Raw genomic sequence first — 21,961 nt, 5'->3', positions numbered from 1 at the left:
GCTATTTGTCAATAATGATGAAATAATGAAGGCGTGAAGTCTCCGCAACCGCCTAAAAGTGTACAAAGAGAGAATACCCGCAAGCAGGGCTCTGCCTTCCGGTCAGTTTCTCCTTTGGTGCGCACCGCTAAGCGCAATCGGGGACGTTCCCCGATGGTTAAAGCGGCTAACCGGCGGGTCAAAGTAGGTTCACGCTTTTCGGTAACCGTGGGTAGCATCCTGGTGGTAGCCTCTATATTTTTGTTACTGGTGGGGGCGCCCTTGTTTGACCTGGTAAGCCAGCTGGAACAACGTAACAAGGTACATGCACAACTGGTGGCGGCGAAACAAGAAAACCGAGAACTGCATAAAGAATTAGAGTTGTGGGATAACTCAGACTATCTAACCCAGCAGGCGCGCGAGCGCCTCGGTTACGTAAAACCGGGTGAAACCCGCTATGCGGTGGTGGATCCCGGCAAAGACTATCAGGCACGCCAGGAAGCAAAACTAGAGAAACTGCCGGCTCGCCCCTGGTACTTAGAAGTAACCCACTCGGTGAAAATGGCGGGGCAAAGCACAGCCTCTAAAGAATCCTCGACTCAAACTCGTCCGCAACCCGCCCCAGGAGCCACCCCTCAACAAGAAACGGCAAAAAAGAAATGAGTTTTGAACTTGACGAAGCCACCCCTGCCGACCTGGAAACCTTATCTTCCCAGTTAGGGAGGGTTCCTCGGGGGGTAGTGGGAGTCGCTGCGCGCTGCGTATGCGGCCGGCCCGCGGTAGTGGCGACCGCTCCGCGCCTAGAGGATGGTTCTCCGTTTCCTACGACCCTGTATTTGACCCTCCCCAGCTTGGTGCGCGCCCTATCCACCTTGGAAGCCTCCGGGAAAATGGCTGACTATCAGCAATTACTGTCCGAGGATGAAGATGTCGCTAAGGCGTATCGCCGCGCTCACGTCTCCTATATCGAAGCTAGAAACGCCCTAGGCGAAGAAACTGGAATTGGGCAAGTCTCAGAAATCGCAGGCATCAGCGCAGGCGGAATGCCCGAACGGGTCAAATGCCTCCACGCCCTCGCTGCCCAAACCCTCGCTTGCGGCAAAAAAGTAAACCCCATTGGTGATTTAGCGCTAGCTGACCTGAAAGCCGCCGCCCTGTGGGACAGCGACCACTGCTACTGTGAATAGTCGCAGGTTTTCCCATCGATAATCGGGCGCGTCTAGGCATCGCTATCTCGGCAAGAAATACTTTCGACCCATAGTTTTCGTTCAACTCTCCTGTTAGTCAGGAATCTGAATCCGTGAAAATATAGGGCTATGGCATTAGTTGCAGGTATTGATTGTGGCACCAACTCGATTCGTTTAATCATTGCTCGCCGGGAGAATCCCAGCGAGCCGCTGACCGTTTTATCTCGAGAAATGCGGATAGTGCGCCTGGGGGAGGGGATCGATAAAACCGGGCAGTTCGCACCGGCAGCCCTAGAACGCACCTTTACAGCCACAGAAGAATACGCACAGATTATCGCCAAATATGGGGTGGACAAGATTCGTTTCGTTGCCACCTCCGCCAGCCGGGACGCGAAAAATCGGGAGGAGTTTTTCACCGGGATTAAGGAACGCCTAGGGGTAATCCCCGAGGTGGTTTCCGGAGACGAAGAAGCAACCCTATCCTTTTCGGGTGCTACCTCCTCCTTTAAAGACGAGGACGAGCCGGTACTGTTGGTAGATATCGGGGGCGGGTCTACCGAGTTTGTTTTAGGTCAACGCGGGCAGGTAATAGACACCATTTCCACCAATATGGGTTCGGTGCGTATATTTGAACGCTACCTGGCGCCGGTGATTGCCGAGGCTAAACGCGGGGATGGCTCCCTAGATCCCCGCCAGACTCCCGGCATGGCGAAAGCCCTAATAAAAGCCACTTCCGCCATTGATGAGCTGATAGATGAAGCAGATAAAAAACTAGGGTTAGACCGCGCTCGCACCCTGATTGGGGTGGCCGGAACGGTCACTACCATTACCGCCCACGCCCTCGGCTTAGAAGAATACCAGCCCGAAAAAATCCATGGCTCGCGGATCACCCCCGCGCAAATGCTGAGCTCGTGTAACTGGATGATGAATCAGCCGGTTACAGCGCGCGCTGCCCTCGGCTATATGCCCACCGGGCGCGCCGATGTTATCGGCGCAGGTGCGCTGGTATGGTCCCGAATTATTGAACGGGTAAACGGGGAAATCGAGGCAGACGGATCCGGATTAAAAGAAATTCTTACCTCCGAAACTGACATATTAGACGGTATCGCCCTGTCGCTCTTGCCCTAGGGTTTTAGCGAACCTCCTCCTATTAAACAGCAGAGATAAAGGCGGTACAGACGGGGTGAGGGGCGCCCTAAATCCAAGAGCTAAACCACATACGCCAACCCCAATGTGAATAGGGAATCGGCATCCCGCTAACCACCGGGTAGAAGAATAGCGCGACTAGTAAAATCACGATAACCAGGGCAATCCCCATCGAAACCGCGATATCGGGAGTGCGCCGCGACGGGGCAACTAGCTGATCTCGGCACGCTAGCAGCGGCTCGGGGTATGGCCGCAATAGCCCCAGGAAGAGCCCGATCAAATAGGTAACGGCTAAAGCTAAGAAGGGAGTGAGCACCACCATATAGAACATAAAAATGGTGCGATACCAGTACAACAGCCAGGGTGCCCACAGTCCCAGGTAGCCGACCAGGATTACTCCCGCCCGCCAGTCACGGCGAACGAACGTACAGTAAATAATCACTGCCAGGGCGATTACTCCTACCCACCACAGCATCGGGTTACCCAGTGAAGACATAGCTTCCACTGTGAAATCTCCGTTATCGCCATGCGGTTTTTCAAACAGCATCGAGGTAGGGCGCTGATCAATCAACCATTGCCAAGGATAGGACTGGTAGGGGTGTTTACTGGTTACCCCAGTATGGAAGGTCATTACCTCGCTCATATAGGTGACGTAATCAGAAATCGGATCTAACCAAGAGGAATCTCCGGCCGCGGAGGCCGTCTTCCCATGCCCCCAGGCATCAGGGTGAGTAAACCAGTTCCACCAGTTCAGTAAATACACCCCGAAGGCTACTAAGACTAGCTGTGCGAACGCCGGTAGACCTCCCCGGACAATCGCCCCCAACCAAGCACGTTGCTTACCCTTAATGCCGGGATACTGCTTGCTGAGCGCGCTAGGGGATATCCGCAGCACCGAAAGCCGTAAAGTGAGATCCCGCAAGAACACGAAAATACCGCACACTGCCAACAGGTAAAGTCCGGACCATTTCACGGCGCAGGCACATCCTAGCCAGACCCCCGCTGCTACCAGCCACCAGCGCACTCCCGCCAGGTCGTTGCCCAGCTCGGCTCCCAACAACTCGCGAACCATCCTGCGACGCACCTGTAGCTGGTCATAAACCACGCACAGCACCCCAGCCAGGCAAAACACGGCTAAAATCCCATCTAAGAGTCCTACCCGCGAGAGGGAAATCGCTACTCCGTCGGTGGCGATAAAAATCCCGGCAATCCCGGTGAGAATCCAAGAGTCAAATAGCGCCCAAGCTAGGCGGCAGGTTAGATACACCAAAATAATCCCGCAGATAGCGGCGGCGATCCGCCAGCCGAAAGGATTGGACCAACCGAAAAGCTTCATCCCCAACCCAATAATCCATTTACCCAGAGGAGGATGCACTACGAATGCGGGATCGGCAGTGGCCGCCGCAAAATCCCCGGCTGCGAACTTAACGTCCCCGCCTTTGGGCCAGTTAGTTTCGTAACCAAAATGCCACAGAGAATAGGCATCTTTTACATAGTAAGTTTCATCGAAAATCAGTTTGCGGGTGGCTCCCAGGCGGGGCAAGCGCGTGATTGCGGCTACCACGCAGGCGATAACGGTAACTATCCAGGATCGCTGGTTGTCGATTACCTCTTTGTCCCGCCGTCCGCGCCATCCGCGCAGGTAGAGCCGAGGCAGTGAGGTAACAGATGTCCACGAAGGTGCAGGTGGACGCCTGCGTCGGGATTTAGGCTTTACCTTGTCGCTTGTCGTCAAAGTTTTTCGTGCCGCTGCCGGTGGGGGCGGAGCGGGACGTCCAGGCATTGCTTGCATGTATTCGATATTATCCGGATAGGGCATAATTGTGAGAGTGGAACAGTTTTCCTGGGATGCAGGCGTCATCGCTTTAGCGGCAACCCCGATTGGTAATCTCGCTGATGCTACCCCTCGCCTGATTAGCGCCTTTGAACAGGCAGATTTGATTGCAGCCGAAGACACCCGTCGCACCGGGCTGCTGCGCGAACGCTTGGGGGTAGCAAGGCGTGCGCCCTTAGTTTCTTGCCATGAACACAATGAACAGGCGAAAGCTGAACAAATAGTCTCTTGCGCCGAGCGCGGTCAACGCGTTCTGTTGGTAACGGACGCGGGAATGCCTACGGTTTCTGACCCCGGATATGTGATTGTACAGGTGGCAATAGCGCGCGGGGTACCACTGACGGTACTGCCTGGCCCTTCTGCGCCGCTGCTCGCCCTCGCCCTCTCCGGGTTGCCTACGGATCGCTTTTGCTTTGAAGGGTTTTTGCCGCGCAAACAAACTGCCCTCAGGCGGCACTTAGAGGAGCTTTCCGGCGAGGAACGCACCATGATTTTCTTGGAATCCCCCCGGCGTTTAGCAGCAACTTTGGAGGCACTAGCCCAGGTTTTCGGCGCTGGTCGCCGAGCTGCAGTCTGCCGGGAACTCACCAAGATGCATGAGGACGTGTGGCGGGGCAGTCTTGGCGAACTTAAAGAAAAAGCGTCCGAGGTGCGCGGAGAAATCGTGCTGGTGGTGGCAGGGGCCGCGCCGCAGACCCCCTTGACGCCCACGGAAGCAGTGGGGCTCGTCCTCAGCCGGGTAGAGGACGGCGAAAGACTAAAAGATGCGGCTAAAGCGGTAGCCGCCCAAAGCGGTCTAAGTTCCAAGGCGCTTTATAACCAGGTGCTTGCGGAGCGAAAATAACCAGGTCTTTTGGGATATTTTGCTTCCGGCAATGGGGCATTAGGATAGAGGTATGACTCATGTTTTATCCGCTGTTGCTTGGCCTTACGCCAACGGTCCGCGCCATATTGGGCACGTAGCCGGTTTTGGTGTCCCCTCCGATGTTTTCAGCCGCTATATGCGAATGGCGGGACATGAGGTGTTAATGGTGTCGGGAACCGATGAACACGGTACCCCGATTTTGGTGCAGGCAGAGGCAGAAGGGATCTCCCCCCAAGAACTTGCCGACCGTAACAATAGGCTAATCGTAGAGGATCTGGTGAATCTGGGGCTGTCTTATGACCTGTTCACCCGCACTACTACCGGAAATCACATTGCGGTCACCAAAGCTATGTTTGCGCAGGTACGCGACAATGGGTATCTGATTGAAAAACGAGCCATGGCCGCAATTAGTCCCTCCAGTGGCCGGGCGCTACCTGACCGCTATATCGAAGGCACCTGCCCGCTGTGCGGAGCCGGCGGAGCCCGCGGGGATCAATGTGACAACTGCGGTAAACAGCTCGATCCCATCGATTTGATTGACCCGGTTTCAAAAATCAATGGAGAAACCCCCAAGTTTGAGGAAACCTCCCACTATTTCCTGGATCTTCCCGCACTCGCGGACGCCCTCGGAAAATGGCTCGATGAACGCGAGGCCTCGGGAACCTGGCGTCCTAACGTAATCCGCTTTTCCAAGAACATTTTGGCGGAAATTAAGCCCCGCGCTATGACCCGCGATATTGACTGGGGGATACCGGTTCCCGGTTGGGAAGATCAACCCAGCAAACGCCTATATGTGTGGTTTGATGCGGTAGTCGGATATCTATCTGCCAGTATCGAATGGGCGCGGCGCATCGGCCAGCCAGAACGCTGGCGGGAATGGTGGAATGCCCCGCAGGCGCGTTCCTACTACTTCATGGGCAAAGACAATATCGTTTTCCACTCCCAGGTTTGGCCAGCGGAGCTCCTCGGATATAACGGCGAGGGCGAGCGTGGCGGTCAGCCCGGTGAAATGGGGCGGCTCAACCTGCCCACCGAAGTGGTTTCCTCGGAATTCCTGACTATGGAGGGCAAGAAATTCTCGACCTCTAAATCCGTGGTGATTTATGTGCGGGATATGCTTTCGCGCTACCAGGCCGATGCCTTACGCTACTTTATTTCCGCAGCTGGCCCGGAAAATCAGGACGCGGATTTCACCTGGGCAGAGTTCGTGCGACGCACCAATGACGAATTGGTTGCTGCCTGGGGTAACTTGGTTAATCGGGTGGCTTCGATGATTCATAAACGGGTGGGAGCGATTCCTCAGCCCGGACAGTTACAACCCGAAGATAAACAGTTATTAGACCAGGTTGAAGCCGGATTTGCTGAGGTAGGACAGCTGATTGCCACTCATCGGCAAAAGGCAGCGCTGCAGCAGATTATGCATCTGGTGTCGCTAGCGAATCAATACGTAGCCGCTACCGAGCCCTTCAAATTGAAAACTCCGGAGACTCAGGAGCGCCTGCACACGATATTGTGGGTATTAGCGCAGGTGATTGCGGATCTGAACCTGATGTTTTCGCCGTTCTTACCGTCCTCGGCTAATGCCATTGACCGGGTATTTGGTGGGCAAGGGGATATTGCCCCCATGCCTCGTATTGAAGAAGTTAAAGATTTAGACCAAACTAGAGAAGACGGTTCAGATTTCATCTACCCCATTATTACGGGCGATTACGATGACGTTCCACATTGGGGAAGGCATGAAATTCAAATCGGAAGGTCAGTTTCTAAACCCAAACCCGTGTTTCAGAAGCTGGAACCTGAGATTATAGAAGAGGAATTAGCCAGGCTCGCTTAGGAGCCGCGGCATAAAGGAGAACGTACGTGGCTGGGTTTTGGCAACGCTTGAAAAGACTCTTTAGAGGGTCTTCTGCTCGTGACGACGAGCGCGAGTCCCGCCTGCCGTTGGCCTTGGAAAGCGCTGATAAACAAGCGGATAAATCTGAGGGCGAACGGACAGTTTACGAATCATCCGGGGTTGTGATTTTAGAAGACGACACGCTATCTGATAATCAAAGCGAGGAAGTATCTTCTGAATCTGCCGCGTCGAGCTCAGCGGCAGAAAAAGCAGAACAACCTGCGAGCAGTTCCCAGGAACAGGCCGCGGAATCGTCCACACCTGACCCGGTAGCTCCGGTGGAAAATACCGCCAGCGAGGAAAAATCCGTCCCCGACTCGGACACCTCTAACTCCCAGCCTGCAGCCCAGCCAACAAACACCTCTACGACCCCTGCAGAAGATAACGAAGATAACTTACCAGAGACTCCGGTGGAACCTGTAGTGGAGCCAGGTAAGAAACTGCCGGTGCACGGGGTGAAAACTGCCGACATCTGTGCAACTAGCGACCAGGAAACCTACGGGGCACCCGCTATTGACCGCACTCCGGGACGCAAACTAATTTTGGCATTTGAAAAGCACCCTGCCAATGGACATACCCAGGTGTGGTATACCCGCAGCCGGGATCATGGAATCAGTTGGGAAGAACCCCGTATTCTCTTCGACCAAGAAACCTACACTGATTCTGGTCAGTCTTTTACTGACCCCCAGATAATCATTTCCCAGGTCACCGGGCGGGTTTTTATCGCCGTAACTACCCGCAGTGATGATGATGAATCCCAAAACCATATCGCGGTTGCCTTAAGTGACGACGAAGGTGATACCTGGCGATACCGCGATTTGACCAGCCTAGTTGACGGTGATCAAAGTTGGGTTTCCCGGCGTACCGCACATGGACACGGAGTGCAGCTGCGCCACGGGATTTGGACCGGCAGGCTCGCCTATGTGGCAGTAGCCACCGATGCTGACGGTAAACGAGGCGCGGTAGCGGTTTGTTCCGATGACCAAGGAATATCCTGGTGGGCAGGTAAATTTGCTGGTGAAAAGGTTGTACAGGCTACGATTACCGAGCTTTCCGATGGGAAATTGGTAATGGGCTGTATTGAAGAAACCGATCAGGGATTAACTTTCAACGCGTATGCCTCCGCTGATGGCGGCCGCAGTTTCACCGAGCATTTAAATAAAAAGGCTTTGGGCAATACCCTGCCAACAGCGGTGGAGCGGGCATTCTATTCTGCCCCCGAGCACACCGAACAATCCCGGGTAATGTTGGCAGTGGCGCGCAACCAAAACGGACAGGGAACTGTACGTTCCATGTTTGATTTTGCTTCTGAACTTTTAGGGATTATTCCCTTTACCTCTAAGCCGGTCAATACGCTAGATGTGGTGTCTTTGGAAGATATACGGATTGTCACGATTGCCTACGAGACTGACTCCGGTATTTCGGTGGCGGCATTTTGCATCGATGCCCTGTCCCTGAAATATCTTGCAGTTGGTTGGAACGCCACTGAGAAAGAGCAAAATCAAGTCTTGCGACATGCCGGTTTGCTTTCTCGCAGGTAAATATCCAGATATACAGGTTTAATGATAGATTTTAACGCCCTTTTTTCTGCCGATACCCCCACCTCTCAAACCCTGCTTCCCGGCGCAGTTGCGGTCGGTTCGCAGCCGTCCGCGCCCCCTGCTCCCTCCGATCCGAAAGAAATTGTTTCGGGTTTGAACGAGCCCCAGCGGCAAGCCGTTGAGCATCAAGGCCTGCCGCTGCTGGTGATGGCAGGAGCCGGATCTGGGAAAACCCGGGTTTTAACCCGCCGTATTGCCTATCTGCTGGCTACCGGCAGGGCATATCCCTCACAGATTTTAGCCATTACCTTTACGAATAAAGCGGCAGCAGAAATGCGGGAAAGGGTTAGTTCCCTGATCGGACCGCAGGCAGGACAAATGTGGGTGTCAACTTTTCACTCCGCTTGCGTGAGAATCTTACGCCGCTACGCCGAGGCTGCTAACCTTAAGTCTTCGTTTACGATTTACGATCAAGCGGATGCTACCCGTTTGGTTTCCATGATTCTAAAAGAGCTACAACTTGATCCCAAGCGATTTCCAGCTAAGAAAATTCAAAATCGAATTTCTGATTTAAAGAACTCCCTGATAGATCCGGACACCTACCTCGCGAGTGCGGGTCTGGGGCCAGATGCCGAGGTAGTGGCGAAGGTATACCCGGCGTATCAACATCGCCTAAATGCAGCTAATGCCCTAGATTTCGATGATTTGATTATGCGTACGGTACAGTTGTTCCAGACGAATCCCCTGGTTCAGGCGAGTTTTTGTCACCGTTTCCGTCACGTGTTGGTTGACGAGTATCAAGATACTAACCATGCACAATACGTACTGGTCAAGTTGCTATCTGGGGTAGCCGGCGCGGCAGTTAACCAACCGGAACAGCTAGAGGGCGAGCCAGTCACTGCCGCGGAGCTTACGGTAGTTGGAGATTCCGACCAGTCCATCTACGCTTTCCGCGGCGCCACCGTGCGCAATATCGAAGAATTTGAAAAGGATTTCCACGGGGCACGCACTATCTACCTGGAACAAAACTACCGTTCCAGTGGGAATATTTTGGCGGCGGCCAACGCGGTGATTTCACATAACCAGAGTCGGCACAAGAAAAAGTTATGGACAGATTCGGGCGAGGGCGAAAAAGTCGGAGTACGGATATCTTCCGCTGATCGCGACGAAGCGCTTTCCGTAGTAGAAGAAATTAATAATCTGGTAGGTGCGGGATATAACTACGGTGATATTGCGGTCTTTTACCGGATAAATGCGCACTCGCGCCTCCTGGAAGAAACTTTAACCCATGCGGGGATTCCCTACCGGATTATTGGCGGTACCAAGTTCTATGAACGTAAAGAAATCAAGGACGCGATCGCCTATTTGCAGCTGGTGGTAAATCCCGATGACGCGGTGTCTTTTACCCGCGTGATCAACACTCCTAAACGTTCCTTGGGTAACAAGGCACAAGCAGCATTGCAGGCCGCGGCGAATACCTATGATGTTTCCCTAGGGCGGGTGGCAGCTTTAGTATGGCTACAGGAGCTGGGGGAAGAGCGCCCTCGGGCGGCTGCGGATACCAACCTTTCGGGGATGAGTGAATCAGTGCCCGATAACGCCGAGATTAGCGGACTTACTCCCCGGGCGCGCACCAGTATCGCTCAGTTTTGGGATTGTTTAGTTTCTGCCCGGCAATCCTATGTCGAGGGCGCGCCGTTGAAGGAAAGCTTGCAGACGGTACTGACCGAGTCGGGATATTTGAAGTCCTTGGAGGGATCTAAAGATCCCCAGGACGGGGTACGCTTAGATAACCTTTCGGAGTTCTATAACGTGGCTTCCCAGTTTAGCGAAGATGAACCGGAAGGCACTTTGGTGGATTTTTTGGAGCGGGTGGCCCTGGTGGCCGATGCGGATCAACTTCCGGGTGACCAGCGAGGACAGGTTACTCTGATGACCGTACATATGGCGAAGGGTTTGGAGTTTCCGGTGGTGTTTGTGACCGGATTAGAGGAAGGGACTTTCCCGCATTCTCGCGCCTTGGGAGAAGCCGGGGAAATGGCGGAAGAAAGGCGTCTCGCCTATGTGGCGATTACTCGCGCGCAGCAAAAAGTATATTTGACAGCCGCCCACAACCGACAAATGTGGGGAGAAACCCGCTGGCAGCCGCTTTCTCCATTCTTGCTGGAGGTTCCGACCGAGTTAATGGATCAACCCGACCAGTTAAGTAAGAGTAACGGACAGTTTGAATTTTCCTTCGATACCTCTTCTTCTTGGAGCTCCGGGAGCAGTTGGGGGAGCAGTTCTCGCGGACGTAAAAATAGTTCTGGGTACCGCAGTCGCGGTGACAGTAACTACCAGTATCGAAGTGGCAAGTATCGGGATGAGGACGCCGCCGGGCCGGCATTCGGAGCAGGCGGAACCGGTAAGATTTCGCGGCGCGAAACCGGGAAAGTGAAACGTCTGGGAACCGATTTGGGGGCACGTACCGATGCCAATGCTTCTATTGGTAAAGCCGTCGAGGTCGGCACCGGAGATCGGGTGCGCCACGATAAATTTGGGGAAGGTACGGTGGTCGCCATTGAAGGGCGGGGGCGTTCTAAGAGCGCCAAAGTAGAGTTCGCGGGGGGAGTAACCAAGCGGCTCTTGCTACGTCTAGCGCCGATGGAGAGAATCTAGCCGAAAGTCGGCTCCGAGTTACTATCTTGCACTAGGCAAGCGTTTTTCGATTCTTAACCATAAAAAATTCGGGGGTTGGACGAGACGTCCAACCCCCGAGCAAATTTCTCCCCCTGCCCGCTGGGCAGAGAGGACAGAAAAAGATTTAGAGGATTCCCAGTTCCTTAACGGTAGCGATTTCCTCTTCAGCGGCCTTCGCGTTAGCCACGATATGCTGCTTGGTCTTTTCGGGGAGCTCTAGACCTTCCACTACCTGGTACTGTCCGTCCTTGCAGATTACGGGCATACCGTAGATGAGGCCTTCGGGAACTCCGTATTCTCCGTGAGAGGGGCCGGCGAAAGTAGACCAGTCGCCCTCGGGAGTACCTAGAGCCCAGGTGTGCATATGGTCGATAGCCGCCGAAGCCGCCGAAGCCGCCGAAGAAGCGCCCCGAGCCTCGATAATGGCAGCGCCGCGCTTAGCTACGGTAGGTACGAAGTAGTCGTCCAACCAAGCCTCATCAACCAGTTCCGGAGCCGGTTTGCCGTCTACAGTGGCGAAGGTGAGGTCAGGGTATTGATCAGCAGAGTGGTTGCCCCATACGATCATCTTCTTGATGTCTTTGACCGCAGCGCCAGTCTTTTCTGCCAACTGGGAGATAGCACGGTTGTGATCCAGGCGCATCATAGCGGTGAAACGCTCTGCCGGTACATCCGGAGCCGACTTAGAAGCAATGTAGGCGTTGGTGTTCGCCGGGTTGCCGACTACCAGTACGCGAATGTCATCGGCAGCATTATCGTTAATAGCTTTACCTTGCGGGCCGAAAATGCCACCGTTGGCGGCTAGCAGGTCTGCCCGTTCCATGCCTTTACTGCGGGGGCGAGCTCCCACCAAAAGGCCATAGGAGCACCCGGCGAAGGCCTGGTTGGGGTCATCGTAAATATCTACCCCTGCCAGTAGCGGAAATGCCGAGTCGTTAAGTTCCATTGCGGTTCCCTCTGCAGCTTTAACTGCTTGCGGGATTTCCAGTAGGTTTAACTTTACGGGCTGATCTGGGCCCAGCATAGCGCCCGAGGCGATACGGAACAGGAGGGCGTATCCGATATTACCGGCGGCGCCAGTAACGGTAACGGTAACAGGTTTCTTGCAGCAGCATTCTGCCATGTGATTCTCCTTCGATGAGAATTGTTTTCCTACCGACCGCTCCCGGTCGGTCAAGCCAACTAGACTTATGTTTCAACCCTAACGCTTTAAGGTGGTATCTGCCACTAAAAGATTTCTTTAAAATAGCTATATAAATGCAGGAAGTAAGGTGCCTCTCGATATCGAGAAATCTTTCTCGACCCTTAGTCCTAACTGGGCGCGCCTGCCTGATATTTTTTCTAGGCTCGTCCTCAAAGAAACTTCGGTAACTAACGTTATTTCTTACCGGTAAAAATCAGATGTTCGTAAAGGAAGAACCGTAAAATAGTTCCCAAAATCAGTCCGATAATATTGGCAGAAATATTGTCAGCAAGCAGCGAGGTGAGCCCCAGAAGGTAGTGGCTGACACCCAGGCAAATTACTGCAGGTACCATTCCAAGCACGTTAACTACCGCGAAGCCGATGAATTCTTGCAGGCGGTTATCGGTGCGTTGACTGCGGAAAGTCCATTGCCGGTTTACCACCCAAGAAAATACGGTGGCTACCGCGGCGGCTAAGATTTTAGAAGTCAAGGGGTGGGAAGAAAGCCAACTGACCATTAGCAGGTTGAAAACCGACACATCAACCAGGTAGTTCATCCCGCCTACCAGGCAGAATTTAATAATTCTAGTCAGGCGTCCCGGGGCAGCCAGATAGGTGTATAGTTTTCCCACAGCTTACGACTACAGACGGGAGTAGACCGGAGTGATCTGCGCGGTTCGGGCGTTCGAAAGCCGATCGCTGCGCCGCCCATCTGCCAGCTGCCCCTGTGCCCAGTTGCCTACGCAGTACATATTGTTCTTCTTATCTAACATGCAAGTAAAGGTACTGCCCATGAAGATAGTCGAACGGGCATTTGCCCCCAGGCGAGCATCTAAACCGCTGACTGCCGGAGCCGCCCCCACAATCTGAGTATTGGTGCGGGCAACCCGTTTAGTTAGAGCAATACCAGGTCCGAGTTGTCCGAAGTCATTGCGTCCCCAACAATAGGTAGTGCCATTGGAAGTAACTGCGCAGCCCCCGTAGTAGCCTAGATAAACCTGGTTGACTTCGGGAAGGGAACTGATCAGCTCGGGCTGTAGCATCTTGCCTCTGGTGGACATATCGCCAGGCTTACCTGCCTGACCATCGGTATTGATTCCCCAACAATAAAGCCGCTTGTTTTCACCGATTGCGCAAGTGCGATCCCCAGCGGCACGTAGAGAAACGAACTTCATATTTGAAACCGGTGCCGGACGTAGTTGGTAATCGACTGCCAGGCGGTCATTCCAGCCGTCCCAGCCAGCTTTTACTCCCCAACAATAAACCGTGCCGTCTTGTTTAAGTGCGCAGGTATGGTCGTTACCGGTAGCGACCTCTTTCACATCGGTCATTACCGCCACCGGCTTTAGTTGGTTCCCGATGTTAGTGCTGTTGCCAACCTGTGCCATTTCATTGGCTCCCCAGCAAGAAAGCACTCCGGAGTTGGACAGGGCGCAAGCGTGGCGCCCTCCCGTAGCAATTTGGGCGGTATCTGCTGCCAGGTTCCCTACCCGCAGCGGATTGAAAGATCCCGACAATTGGGTACGGGATTTAATCTGTCCTAGTTGTCCAAAGGAGTTATCGCCCCAACAGTACACAAACTTATCGGTGCCCAGGCCGCAGGTGTATTCGCGACCGGTGGAAATTTGAGTGAATTTCACCGGTTGATTCGCGATGGTCTGCGGCTTTATGGCTGGCTGACGGGTTATAGGAATCCCCAGTTGACCAGAATCGTTGACTCCCCAGCAGCGGGCGGTACCGTCGGTGCGCAGCCCGCAGGCAAAGGAGCCAGAGGCGGAGGCGCGCCGTAAATCCTGAGCGACTCCCACTGGTTGCACGGTATCGGAGGGGGAGGTGGTCTGGTTGAAAGTTGGAACCGGAGAAGGGCCGGGTTGTACCGGACGTAAAGACAGAATAATGCGCGGACCGTTAAAGGTTGGAGTAGGAGAAGGCCCGGGCATTATCGGATCATAATCGGAGGTAGGAGTAGTCGAGGTGGGTTGGGGATTGACCGGTGTTAGCGTGATTTCGTAGGTAGGTTTTACGGCTCCCGCGATGGAGGTGGTGGGGGCGATGATTAGGGTTCCCAGGGCAAGAAATACTGCTATCACTGCTAGTGTTACCTGCACGCCAATACGCCGTTTAGACGCGGCATCACGCATCTGGGGTCACCTCCCGTCCAACCTCGGGTTAAAACCATACTCCTTAGTCCATTCTAACCTATTTTTAACGAACTTTGAAGTTGGATAATAGGTAAAATCCGACTAAATTTACCCAAGAAATCTCGATTAAGGGTACCATCAGCCGTCTGCTGAAGTAACCTGGAGCTATGAGTATTTTAGTTACGGGAGGCGCCGGTTATATCGGCGCCCATGTGGTTCGTCTCTTGCAGCAACGTGGAGAAAAGGTGGTCGTCGTTGATGACCTCTCCTACGGTAGTCCTACCCGGATTGGGGACGCGAAACTGGTGCAACTTGACGTTGCCAGCTCCGGTGCCCGCAAGACTCTATTCCAAACCCTCATTGACGAGGACGTCACGGCAGTTATCCATTTTGCTGCGCGTAAACAGGTGGGGGAATCGGTAGAAAAACCCATGTGGTACTACCAGCAGAACGTTGGGGGACTGGCCAATATGATGTCCGCTATGCGTGATGCCGGGGTTCGGCAAATGATTTTCTCCTCCTCCGCGGCAGTCTATGGGCAGCCAGATGTGCCAGTGGTGCCGGAAGAACTTGCCGGTAAACCCATTAATCCCTATGGGGAAACCAAAATGATTGGGGAATGGATGATGGCAGATTGTGAACGCGCCTGGGGGTTGCGTTGGATCGGTCTGCGCTACTTCAATGTTGCCGGATCCGGGTGGGACGATTTGGGTGATCCCGCTCGCCTGAATCTAATCCCGATGGTGCTTGAACGCCTGGCGCAAGGCAAACACCCAGCTATCTTTGGCAGTGATTATGACACTCCCGATGGTACGTGTGTGCGCGACTATATCCACGTAAAAGACCTGGCTGAAGCCCATTTACATGCTCTTGACTATGTTACTTCTGGGCAAGAGATGGAACACCATACTTTCAATGTGGGCACTGGACAAGGTACTTCCGTAAAAGAAATTGTAGAGGGATTACGGCAAGTTACCGGGATTGATTTCGAAGCGGATGAGCAGCCTCGCCGCGCCGGGGATCCCGCTCAGCTAATCGGGGATACTACCCGGATTCGCGTTGACTTGGATTGGAAAGCAGAATACGGAGTCAAGGAGATTCTGGAATCTGCCTGGAGCGCTTGGCAGGCCGGACCAGATAAAATTGAAGGACTATAAACCGCAAATATAGTCCCGTTCTCTATCTTTCCGGGTTTGATAGGAAGCCTTCCTATCAAACCCGGAAATTTTTTTCACGCGCCCATAGTAAATCATTCCCGTTATTAAAGATTTGGGGTATCCGCAGCTTGCTTCGATGAAAATCAGTTTCGTCCTCGGAAAAAGAAGAAAATCCTGAACCAATAGTGCTATTTGAACTGGTGATACTGATTAGGCTGTAAAGTACCCTGTTGGAAGGATTTCCAGAAAGATGGAGATTTATTGGGGTCGAGCTGTACCATCGCCCCATGTCCTCCCTTGTAATATGCCAATTTGGAAATCGGGGGAGCTCCGGTCAAGTTATTATTTGCCGCGCCGCGATAGGCCAAGAGCATCTTACCCAACGCCCAGGCTCCGGAATCAGAATCACAAGTCAGATTGCTTGCCCCCGCGTTTGCCAGGTCGCGTTGTTTGAAGGGGTTAAGGAAGGTGGAAGGGGTAATCAGGGTTTGCGACAGCTTAGAAACCACCTGGCGTTGGCGCTCGGCTCTGCCGATATCCCCGCGCGGATCTTGATGCCGCATCCTGGAAAATGCCAAGGCAGTTGCCCCATCGGCCTGGTGACAGCCACTCTTCCATTTCAAAGCCGAATCAGCGTCGTTGACATCATAGTCGAGACACAGTTCCACCCCGCCTACCGCGTCTACTAGCTGGGTAACCGCACCCATAGTTACCTCAACATAGTGATCTACCTTGACTCCACTTACTCCCTCCACCGTTTTTACCAGTAGTTTTGGTCCGCCGAATGCGTAGGAAGCATTGAGTTTATTGAGGCCGTGCCCGGGAATTTCCACTGCGGTATCACGGGGTAGGGATACCAGTTCCGCTACCCCATTAACTTTGCGTAGCAACATAATGCTGTCGGCACGGGCACCTTGAACCCAAGGTTGTTGCACACCCCCATCACTGCCATCGGAACGCTGATCGGAGCCGGCGATGAGCCAAGTTTCTCCCTCGCTAGCGGGTAGCGCTGAAAGGGCATCAACTCGGTTCAACTGGGAATCCACCAGGTACCACAGGTACAGCGGCCAGGCGATAACGAAAATAATGAGCACCGTGAGTGCCCATTTAAAAACTCGGCGTGCGGGGAGGTGGGCATGAGGAATCCGTGGAGAGCGGGAAGGCGGGGTAGGCTCCAGTTTGGCAGCGGCGACTTGTCTTTGAGGCGAGCTAGAGTCTGCGGGGAGACGATCTGCGGGCATTACCCGAGTACGGGTAGGAACCGTGCGTCCCGCAAAACGGGACTCAGAGCGTGGCTGTATTGGAATTTCTTGTGCCTTAGAAGTGAAGGAAGCGGGGCTATCCCCTTGACCGTTGAGGCGACGGGAGATTGCCGGGCGCGAAGGGCGATCCGGGGAAGAAAAATGAGAGTTTTCGGAATGGTTGGCTAATCGTTTGGGATCTGAATAAGTGGGTTTGGCGGAAACAGCAGAACGCCGCCGCCTTTGCTGTGGAGCGTAGGAGGGGGGAACTGCTTGACTTGGCCGGGGACGGCGCCTCTTGGGAGGTGGGAAAGATTCCGGTAGGTTCTGTTGACTCAAGTTATTTGTTTCCTAACTGTTGACCGGAGGGTGCTTTATTGTCCTGCTTCGCATTTGCGCTGCAGTTCAGCTAGTTCTTCGGGACTTAATTTGGAGTTAAGTGACCCGCTTTGCCTCATGTCCTGTGCTGGCTGCAAATCTTTGGTAGCAGACTCCGAAGTCTCGGGAGTCTGACTGGAAGCAGCAGAAGAGGTGGCACTGTCCTGCGGGGGCTGGGAAGAAGAGGTCTTTTCGGTAATCGTGCGAACATTGCCGTTCCCGTCTCGCACTTCTACCCCGGCAGGTAGAGGAGTGTCATTTATGAAGGAATCCCAAATCGGCTCGACTTTCTTTTCAGAAAGCAATAGGCGGTTCCGGTCAAAAGGAGCCTCGTATACCGGGAGAGTAAGGAAGAGCAGATTATCCGGCTTAAGCGATTGTAAAGACCATCCCAACCCGCTCAACTGGGAAACTGAAGATAGCCCCTCGGAGACGGTCAAAGCCCCTAGACCATTACCTACAAAGCCATAAAGCTGATTCAGGGACGTAAGCAAGTTCTTTTTTAAGGCAGCCCGCATCATAATACCCATAACCGCTTGTTGACGCTGGATACGTTGGATATCGGAGCCATCTGATCCTTTGACTCCGTGGCGTACTCTTGCGTAGGCTAAGGCCTGTTTACCATCGAAATGTTTACATCCGGGCTCTAGTTCTAGCCCAGAGTTTATCTTGTCTTTTATCTTGGTGGGGACGTAAATGTTGATTCCCCCCAGGGCATCAATCATGGAAGAAAAACCATTGAAATCCACCACTATGGATTCATCAATCCGTATCCCGGAGAGTTTTTCCACTGTTTTCCAGGTACAGACTACCGCCGACGCGCGGTCGCCGCCTAAGGATCCAATCGAATATGCCCAGTTGAATTGGGCTCTTTGCGGTTCAGACCTGCTGGCATCCCTACGCTGACAGGAAGGAATGTCGACAATTAAATCCCGGGGAATAGAAACCACATTTACCTGGGAACGATCCTTAGAGATGTGCATAATCATCGTGGTGTCGGAGCGTTCGGTGGGATCGTCATTATTAGTTAAAGTCTGGTTGCCTTTACCGGACCGAGAGTCAGAACCAATTATCAGAATGTTGAGGGCTCGCCCGTCGTAGGAATCTGGGGGAGTTCGCCCTAGTAAGGAAGAGGCGCCGAGATTGTTTACCCGCCCGGATAAGTCAGCGTAAATCAAAAGGCCGGCCGCTAAAGAAAACGATAGCAGAAACACTAAGGCGCAGGACAAAGCGCGTCGTATCTTAGGAGGATACGGCGGATTATTAGCGTGGCGAATACGCCCGATATAGTCTTTCGCGCTCTTCTTGTGTGAACTCACGTGTACTACTTTATGCTGTCTACGCCTAATTGTAACGATTTGGATAAGAAGTTAGGGAAGTTGCCAGTTTATGGGAGCTGCACCTAACTGCTGCAACCAAGAATTGGTACGCGAAAACGGGCGCGAACCGAAGAATCCTCGGGAAGCGGAAAGAGGTGAGGGGTGGGCAGATTCTATGCAAGGAGTGTCTTTCAAGGCGGGACGTAAAGACTGTGCCTGCTTGCCCCATAAGATGGCGACTAGGGGGCGATCCCGCTGCACCAAGGCAGAAATGGCGCAGTCGGTTACCTCTTCCCAGCCGCGACCCCGGTGGGATCCGGCTTCATTTGGGGAGACAGTGAGTACCCGGTTTAGCAGCATTACGCCCTGCCCAGCCCAGGGACGCAAATCCCCACTGCTGGGCAGGGAGCAATCCAGATCTTCGTGGAGCTCTTTGAAAATATTTTGTAGCGACTTTGGAATGGCGACTCCCGGTTTTACCGAAAATGACAGCCCCATTGCATTGCCCGGGGTGGGATAGGGATCTTGTCCCACGATCAACACTTTTACCTGATCAAACGGGTAAGTGAAAGCTCGAAAAATGTCTTTGCCCGCAGGGAAATAGTTATTTCCTTCTTCGCGCAGCATTTTACCCATCTCGCTGATTTTGCCAGCTACCGGTTCCATAGCTGGTACCCAGGAGGGGTGCATGATCTTTTCCAGGTTGCTACTCATGCTGCTACTTTACCCTGTGAACGCCGATAAACCAGGAGGGGCAAATGTGCTTTATCGGCGTGGCAGGTAGGTTGCCGGTATGCAGATGCGGTTAATGTGGGCATGTGAGCAAACAAGAGTTTCCGCCAGATGAATTCGACTCGATGGGCGAAGAAGGTCCCTCTGGTGCTCATCGCCGTCCTATTAGACGCTGGCAAACCCTGCTACCAATCTTGATTGTGTTGGTATTAGGTCCGGCTTTAGCCTGGGGCGGGGTAGCGCTGATGAAAACTACCGGCAAGATCCGCGATGTGCAGCCGGTTGCCACCCCCAGTGCGAGCGCTAGTGTTACGGTTCCCAGTAATAGTCCCACCAAAATTGATAAACCTGATAGCACTACCTCGCCAGATAAGAGCGAGAGTCCACAAGCTAGTGTCGGTAACGCCGATAAAGAAAATGTGCGGGTTCGGGTGCTTAATGCTTCTAAGCGTTCGGGATGGGCGAAACAGGTAGCTGAAGAATTGCAGTCTGCGGGCTTTAATAATCCGGTAGCGACTAACTCGCGGGCTCGCGGTTTAGAAGGCTCAACCGTGCTGTATCGCGGTGAAAAATATCAGGCAGCTGCCGAGGAAGCCGCTAAAGTCGCTGGGATTTCCCAGGTTTACGACGCCAGTAACGGCAAGTTTCAAATTGGGGATACCGATATCGCCGTTTATCTTCTTGACTAGTTATCTGCCGATATAGCCCTGGCGCGAGTGTGACTTGGGGCTAGCTGATTTCTCTATCAGGATATTTTGCCCCAGTTATGAGCGATAGTTTGCACTTGGCCTAGGAGAGTGCCAAAATCGTATTTAGCACTCGAACCTAGAGAGTGATAAAAATCGAGTTCTTGATGAGGGGGCAATGTTCCGAGACAGGATCGGTGCAGCGTCCTCGTCCGTCGCGGGCATCAAGGCTGGGTCAAAGATCTAACCGCGTGGCGCAGTAGCGCCGCGATGGAGGGAATAAAAGCATATGAGCAAAATTATTGCTTTTGATGAGGAAGCTCGCCGGGGAATGGAGCGAGGGCTAAACACCCTGGCTGACACGGTGAAAGTAACGCTAGGACCGCGTGGTCGTAACGTAGTCTTGGAAAAGAAGTGGGGCGCTCCCACCATCACCAAAGATGGCGTGTCAGTAGCTAAAGAAATCGAGCTGGAAGATCCGTACGAAAAGATTGGTGCTGAGCTAGTCAAAGAGGTCGCCAAGAAGACTGACGATGTGGCTGGTGACGGTACTACTACCGCAACCGTATTGGCTCAGGCGCTGGTGCGCGAGGGTCTGCGCAACGTAGTTGCCGGCGCAAACCCGATTGCCCTTAAGCGCGGCATCGACAAGTCGGTTCAGGCAGTTGTGGATCAGCTGCACTCTGATGCCAAAGAAGTTGAGACTCGTGACGAGATTGCGGCTACCGCGTCTATCTCCGCCAACGATCCCGAAATTGGGGCTTTGATTGCGGATGCTATGGAAAAGGTAGGCAACGAGGGCGTTATTACCGTTGAGGATTCCAACTCATTCGGTACTCACCTGGAAGTCACCGAGGGTATGCGTTTCGATAAGGGCTACATCTCTGGTTACTTCGTAACTGACCCGGACCGTCAGGAAGCGGTGCTAGAAGACCCCTACATCCTGTTGGTGGAATCGAAAGTTTCCCAGATTAAGGATCTGTTGCCGCTGCTGGAAAAGGTAATGGCTACCGGTAAGCCGCTGCTGATTATTGCAGAGGACGTAGATGGGGAAGCCCTGACTACCCTGGTGCTGAACAAGATTCGCGGCACCTTTAAGACCGTTGCGGTTAAGGCTCCGGGATTCGGTGACCGTCGCAAGGCGATGCTGCAGGATATGGCGATTCTAACCGGTGGTCAGGTCATTTCTGAGACCGTGGGTCTGACCCTGGAAAATGCCGAGCTGGATATGTTGGGCAAGGCGCGCAAGGTAGTCGTTACCAAGGATGAGACCACTATCGTAGAGGGCGCGGGCGCTGCCGAAGATATTGAGGCTCGCGTAAAGCAGATTCGTCAGGAAATCGAGAATACCGAATCTGACTACGACCGCGAGAAACTGCAAGAGCGTCTGGCCAAGCTGGCTGGCGGGGTAGCAGTTATCAAGTCCGGTGCCGCCACCGAAGTGGAAATGAAGGAGCGTAAGCACCGGATCGAGGACGCAGTTCGCAACGCTAAAGCCGCTGTTGAAGAAGGCATCGTGGCTGGCGGTGGGGTTGCCCTGCTGCAGTCCGGTCTGAAAGCTCTGGATGGCTTGAAGCTGGAGGGCGATGAAGAAACTGGCGCCTCCATTGTTCGGGTAGCTCTGTCCTCCCCGATGCGCCAGATTGCCGAGAATGCCGGTCTGGAAGGCTCGGTAGTGGCTGAACGGGTTGCCAACCTGCCTGCTGGTCAGGGTCTGAACGCCGCCAATGGCGAGTATGAAGATCTGCTCAAGAGCAATATTGCTGACCCAGTTAAGGTTACTCGTTCTGCTTTGCAGAATGCGGCCTCAATCGCAGGCATGTTCTTGACCACCGAAGCAGTAGTAGCTGACAAGCCGGAGCCTCCGGCTGCTCCTGGCGCCGATGACGCAGCAGCAGCTGCCGGTATGGGCGGAATGTACTAAACCGTACTTTGTTGGTTTTTAATCTGTCTACGTATTATCTCAGCAATCTGCTCATAAACTGGTGGTGAACTATTA

The 21,961-nt window shown here is 53.6% G+C and carries 17 protein-coding genes; 10 read left to right on the top strand and 7 right to left on the bottom strand.

Annotated features, from left to right (window positions below; all coding sequences use genetic code 11):
- Positions 1-33 precede the first annotated feature (33 nt).
- The 3 genes from L0M99_RS09320 (at position 34) to L0M99_RS09310 (ending at position 2,294) form a co-directional block, all read left to right on the top strand.
- Positions 34-642 carry an FtsB family cell division protein gene (locus L0M99_RS09320; RefSeq protein WP_238128424.1) on the top strand — a complete coding sequence of 203 codons (609 nt, stop codon included), beginning with the start codon at positions 34-36 and terminating at the stop codon, positions 640-642.
- Positions 639-1,166, top strand: coding sequence for a DUF501 domain-containing protein (locus tag L0M99_RS09315; RefSeq protein WP_024059538.1), 528 nt, complete (start codon positions 639-641; stop codon positions 1,164-1,166). Before L0M99_RS09320 ends, L0M99_RS09315 begins: the two co-directional genes overlap by 4 nt.
- Before the next feature lie 129 nt (positions 1,167-1,295).
- Positions 1,296-2,294, top strand: a complete 999-nt coding sequence (locus L0M99_RS09310; RefSeq protein WP_238128423.1) for a Ppx/GppA family phosphatase — start codon at positions 1,296-1,298, stop codon at positions 2,292-2,294.
- A gap of 67 nt (positions 2,295-2,361) precedes the next feature.
- Here the strand turns inward: L0M99_RS09310 and L0M99_RS09305 are convergent, their stop codons facing one another.
- Positions 2,362-4,104 carry a dolichyl-phosphate-mannose--protein mannosyltransferase gene (locus tag L0M99_RS09305; protein ID WP_238128422.1) on the bottom strand — a complete coding sequence of 581 codons (1,743 nt, stop codon included), beginning with the start codon at positions 4,102-4,104 and terminating at the stop codon, positions 2,362-2,364.
- A 37-nt stretch (positions 4,105-4,141) separates the two neighbouring features.
- Between L0M99_RS09305 and rsmI the strand changes: the two genes are divergently transcribed.
- Genes rsmI through L0M99_RS09285 form a run of 4 tightly spaced genes read left to right on the top strand, consistent with a single transcriptional unit; the run spans position 4,142 to position 11,104 of the window.
- Positions 4,142-4,990, top strand: a complete 849-nt coding sequence (rsmI, locus tag L0M99_RS09300; RefSeq protein WP_238128421.1) for a 16S rRNA (cytidine(1402)-2'-O)-methyltransferase — start codon at positions 4,142-4,144, stop codon at positions 4,988-4,990.
- Between the two features lie 52 nt (positions 4,991-5,042).
- The gene (gene metG / locus L0M99_RS09295; protein ID WP_238128420.1) at positions 5,043-6,845 is read left to right on the top strand and encodes a methionine--tRNA ligase; all 1,803 of its coding nucleotides are present in this window, start codon (positions 5,043-5,045) and stop codon (positions 6,843-6,845) included.
- A gap of 26 nt (positions 6,846-6,871) precedes the next feature.
- A complete protein-coding gene (locus L0M99_RS09955; protein WP_238128419.1) occupies positions 6,872-8,446 on the top strand; it encodes a sialidase family protein in 1,575 nt (524 codons plus the stop codon).
- 21 nt (positions 8,447-8,467) lie between these two features.
- Positions 8,468-11,104 (top strand): ATP-dependent helicase, encoded by a 2,637-nt coding sequence (locus tag L0M99_RS09285; protein WP_024059532.1) that lies wholly within the window; start codon positions 8,468-8,470, stop codon positions 11,102-11,104.
- A 145-nt stretch (positions 11,105-11,249) separates the two neighbouring features.
- Here L0M99_RS09285 and L0M99_RS09280 read toward each other — a convergent pair whose 3' ends face one another.
- The 3 genes from L0M99_RS09280 to L0M99_RS09270 all read right to left on the bottom strand — a co-directional run bounded on the left by L0M99_RS09280 (position 11,250) and on the right by L0M99_RS09270 (position 14,449).
- Positions 11,250-12,248, bottom strand: coding sequence for a malate dehydrogenase (locus L0M99_RS09280; protein WP_238128418.1), 999 nt, complete (start codon positions 12,246-12,248; stop codon positions 11,250-11,252).
- Between the two features lie 254 nt (positions 12,249-12,502).
- Positions 12,503-12,940 carry a GtrA family protein gene (locus L0M99_RS09275; RefSeq protein ID WP_238128417.1) on the bottom strand — a complete coding sequence of 146 codons (438 nt, stop codon included), beginning with the start codon at positions 12,938-12,940 and terminating at the stop codon, positions 12,503-12,505.
- 9 nt (positions 12,941-12,949) lie between these two features.
- Positions 12,950-14,449 carry an RCC1 domain-containing protein gene (locus tag L0M99_RS09270; RefSeq protein ID WP_238128416.1) on the bottom strand — a complete coding sequence of 500 codons (1,500 nt, stop codon included), beginning with the start codon at positions 14,447-14,449 and terminating at the stop codon, positions 12,950-12,952.
- A gap of 167 nt (positions 14,450-14,616) precedes the next feature.
- Between L0M99_RS09270 and galE the strand changes: the two genes are divergently transcribed.
- Positions 14,617-15,606 carry a UDP-glucose 4-epimerase GalE gene (gene galE, locus L0M99_RS09265; RefSeq protein WP_024059528.1) on the top strand — a complete coding sequence of 330 codons (990 nt, stop codon included), beginning with the start codon at positions 14,617-14,619 and terminating at the stop codon, positions 15,604-15,606.
- A gap of 188 nt (positions 15,607-15,794) precedes the next feature.
- On the opposite strand, the gene L0M99_RS09260 is transcribed toward galE, so the two are convergent.
- Genes L0M99_RS09260 through L0M99_RS09250 form a run of 3 tightly spaced genes read right to left on the bottom strand, consistent with a single transcriptional unit; the run spans position 15,795 to position 19,258 of the window.
- The gene (locus tag L0M99_RS09260; RefSeq protein ID WP_238128415.1) at positions 15,795-17,186 is read right to left on the bottom strand and encodes an LCP family protein; all 1,392 of its coding nucleotides are present in this window, start codon (positions 17,184-17,186) and stop codon (positions 15,795-15,797) included.
- Between the two features lie 35 nt (positions 17,187-17,221).
- Positions 17,222-18,544: an LCP family protein gene (locus L0M99_RS09255; protein ID WP_238128414.1), complete on the bottom strand. Its 1,323-nt coding sequence runs from the start codon at positions 18,542-18,544 to the stop codon at positions 17,222-17,224.
- Positions 18,545-18,595: 51 nt separating this feature from the next.
- Entirely contained in the window at positions 18,596-19,258 is a 663-nt protein-coding gene (locus L0M99_RS09250; protein ID WP_238128413.1) for a uracil-DNA glycosylase, read from the bottom strand.
- A gap of 104 nt (positions 19,259-19,362) precedes the next feature.
- On the opposite strand from L0M99_RS09250, the gene L0M99_RS09245 reads away from it, so the two are divergent.
- Positions 19,363-19,965 (top strand): LytR C-terminal domain-containing protein, encoded by a 603-nt coding sequence (locus L0M99_RS09245; protein ID WP_238128412.1) that lies wholly within the window; start codon positions 19,363-19,365, stop codon positions 19,963-19,965.
- A 286-nt stretch (positions 19,966-20,251) separates the two neighbouring features.
- On the top strand, positions 20,252-21,886 hold the full coding sequence (gene groL, locus L0M99_RS09240) for a chaperonin GroEL (RefSeq protein WP_238128411.1): 1,635 nt from the start codon (positions 20,252-20,254) through the stop codon (positions 21,884-21,886).
- Positions 21,887-21,961 lie beyond the last annotated feature (75 nt).

It is taken from the genome of Varibaculum cambriense (assembly GCF_022133705.1).
Classification (GTDB): Bacteria; Actinomycetota; Actinomycetes; order Actinomycetales; family Actinomycetaceae; genus Varibaculum; species Varibaculum cambriense_A.
The sequence above is the reverse complement of the archived record's forward strand: the minus strand, read 5'-3'. Positions and strand labels throughout refer to the sequence as shown.

Coding starts and splice junctions, on each gene's coding strand:
- L0M99_RS09315 (WP_024059538.1), top strand. CDS start 639: ATGAGTTTTGAACTTGACGAAGCCACCCCTGCCGACCTGGAAACCTTA.
- L0M99_RS09310 (WP_238128423.1), top strand. CDS start 1,296: ATGGCATTAGTTGCAGGTATTGATTGTGGCACCAACTCGATTCGTTTA.
- L0M99_RS09305 (WP_238128422.1), bottom strand. CDS start 4,104: ATGCAAGCAATGCCTGGACGTCCCGCTCCGCCCCCACCGGCAGCGGCA.
- metG (WP_238128420.1), top strand. CDS start 5,043: ATGACTCATGTTTTATCCGCTGTTGCTTGGCCTTACGCCAACGGTCCG.
- L0M99_RS09285 (WP_024059532.1), top strand. CDS start 8,468: ATGATAGATTTTAACGCCCTTTTTTCTGCCGATACCCCCACCTCTCAA.
- L0M99_RS09280 (WP_238128418.1), bottom strand. CDS start 12,248: ATGGCAGAATGCTGCTGCAAGAAACCTGTTACCGTTACCGTTACTGGC.
- L0M99_RS09270 (WP_238128416.1), bottom strand. CDS start 14,449: ATGCGTGATGCCGCGTCTAAACGGCGTATTGGCGTGCAGGTAACACTA.
- galE (WP_024059528.1), top strand. CDS start 14,617: ATGAGTATTTTAGTTACGGGAGGCGCCGGTTATATCGGCGCCCATGTG.
- L0M99_RS09250 (WP_238128413.1), bottom strand. CDS start 19,258: ATGAGTAGCAACCTGGAAAAGATCATGCACCCCTCCTGGGTACCAGCT.
- groL (WP_238128411.1), top strand. CDS start 20,252: ATGAGCAAAATTATTGCTTTTGATGAGGAAGCTCGCCGGGGAATGGAG.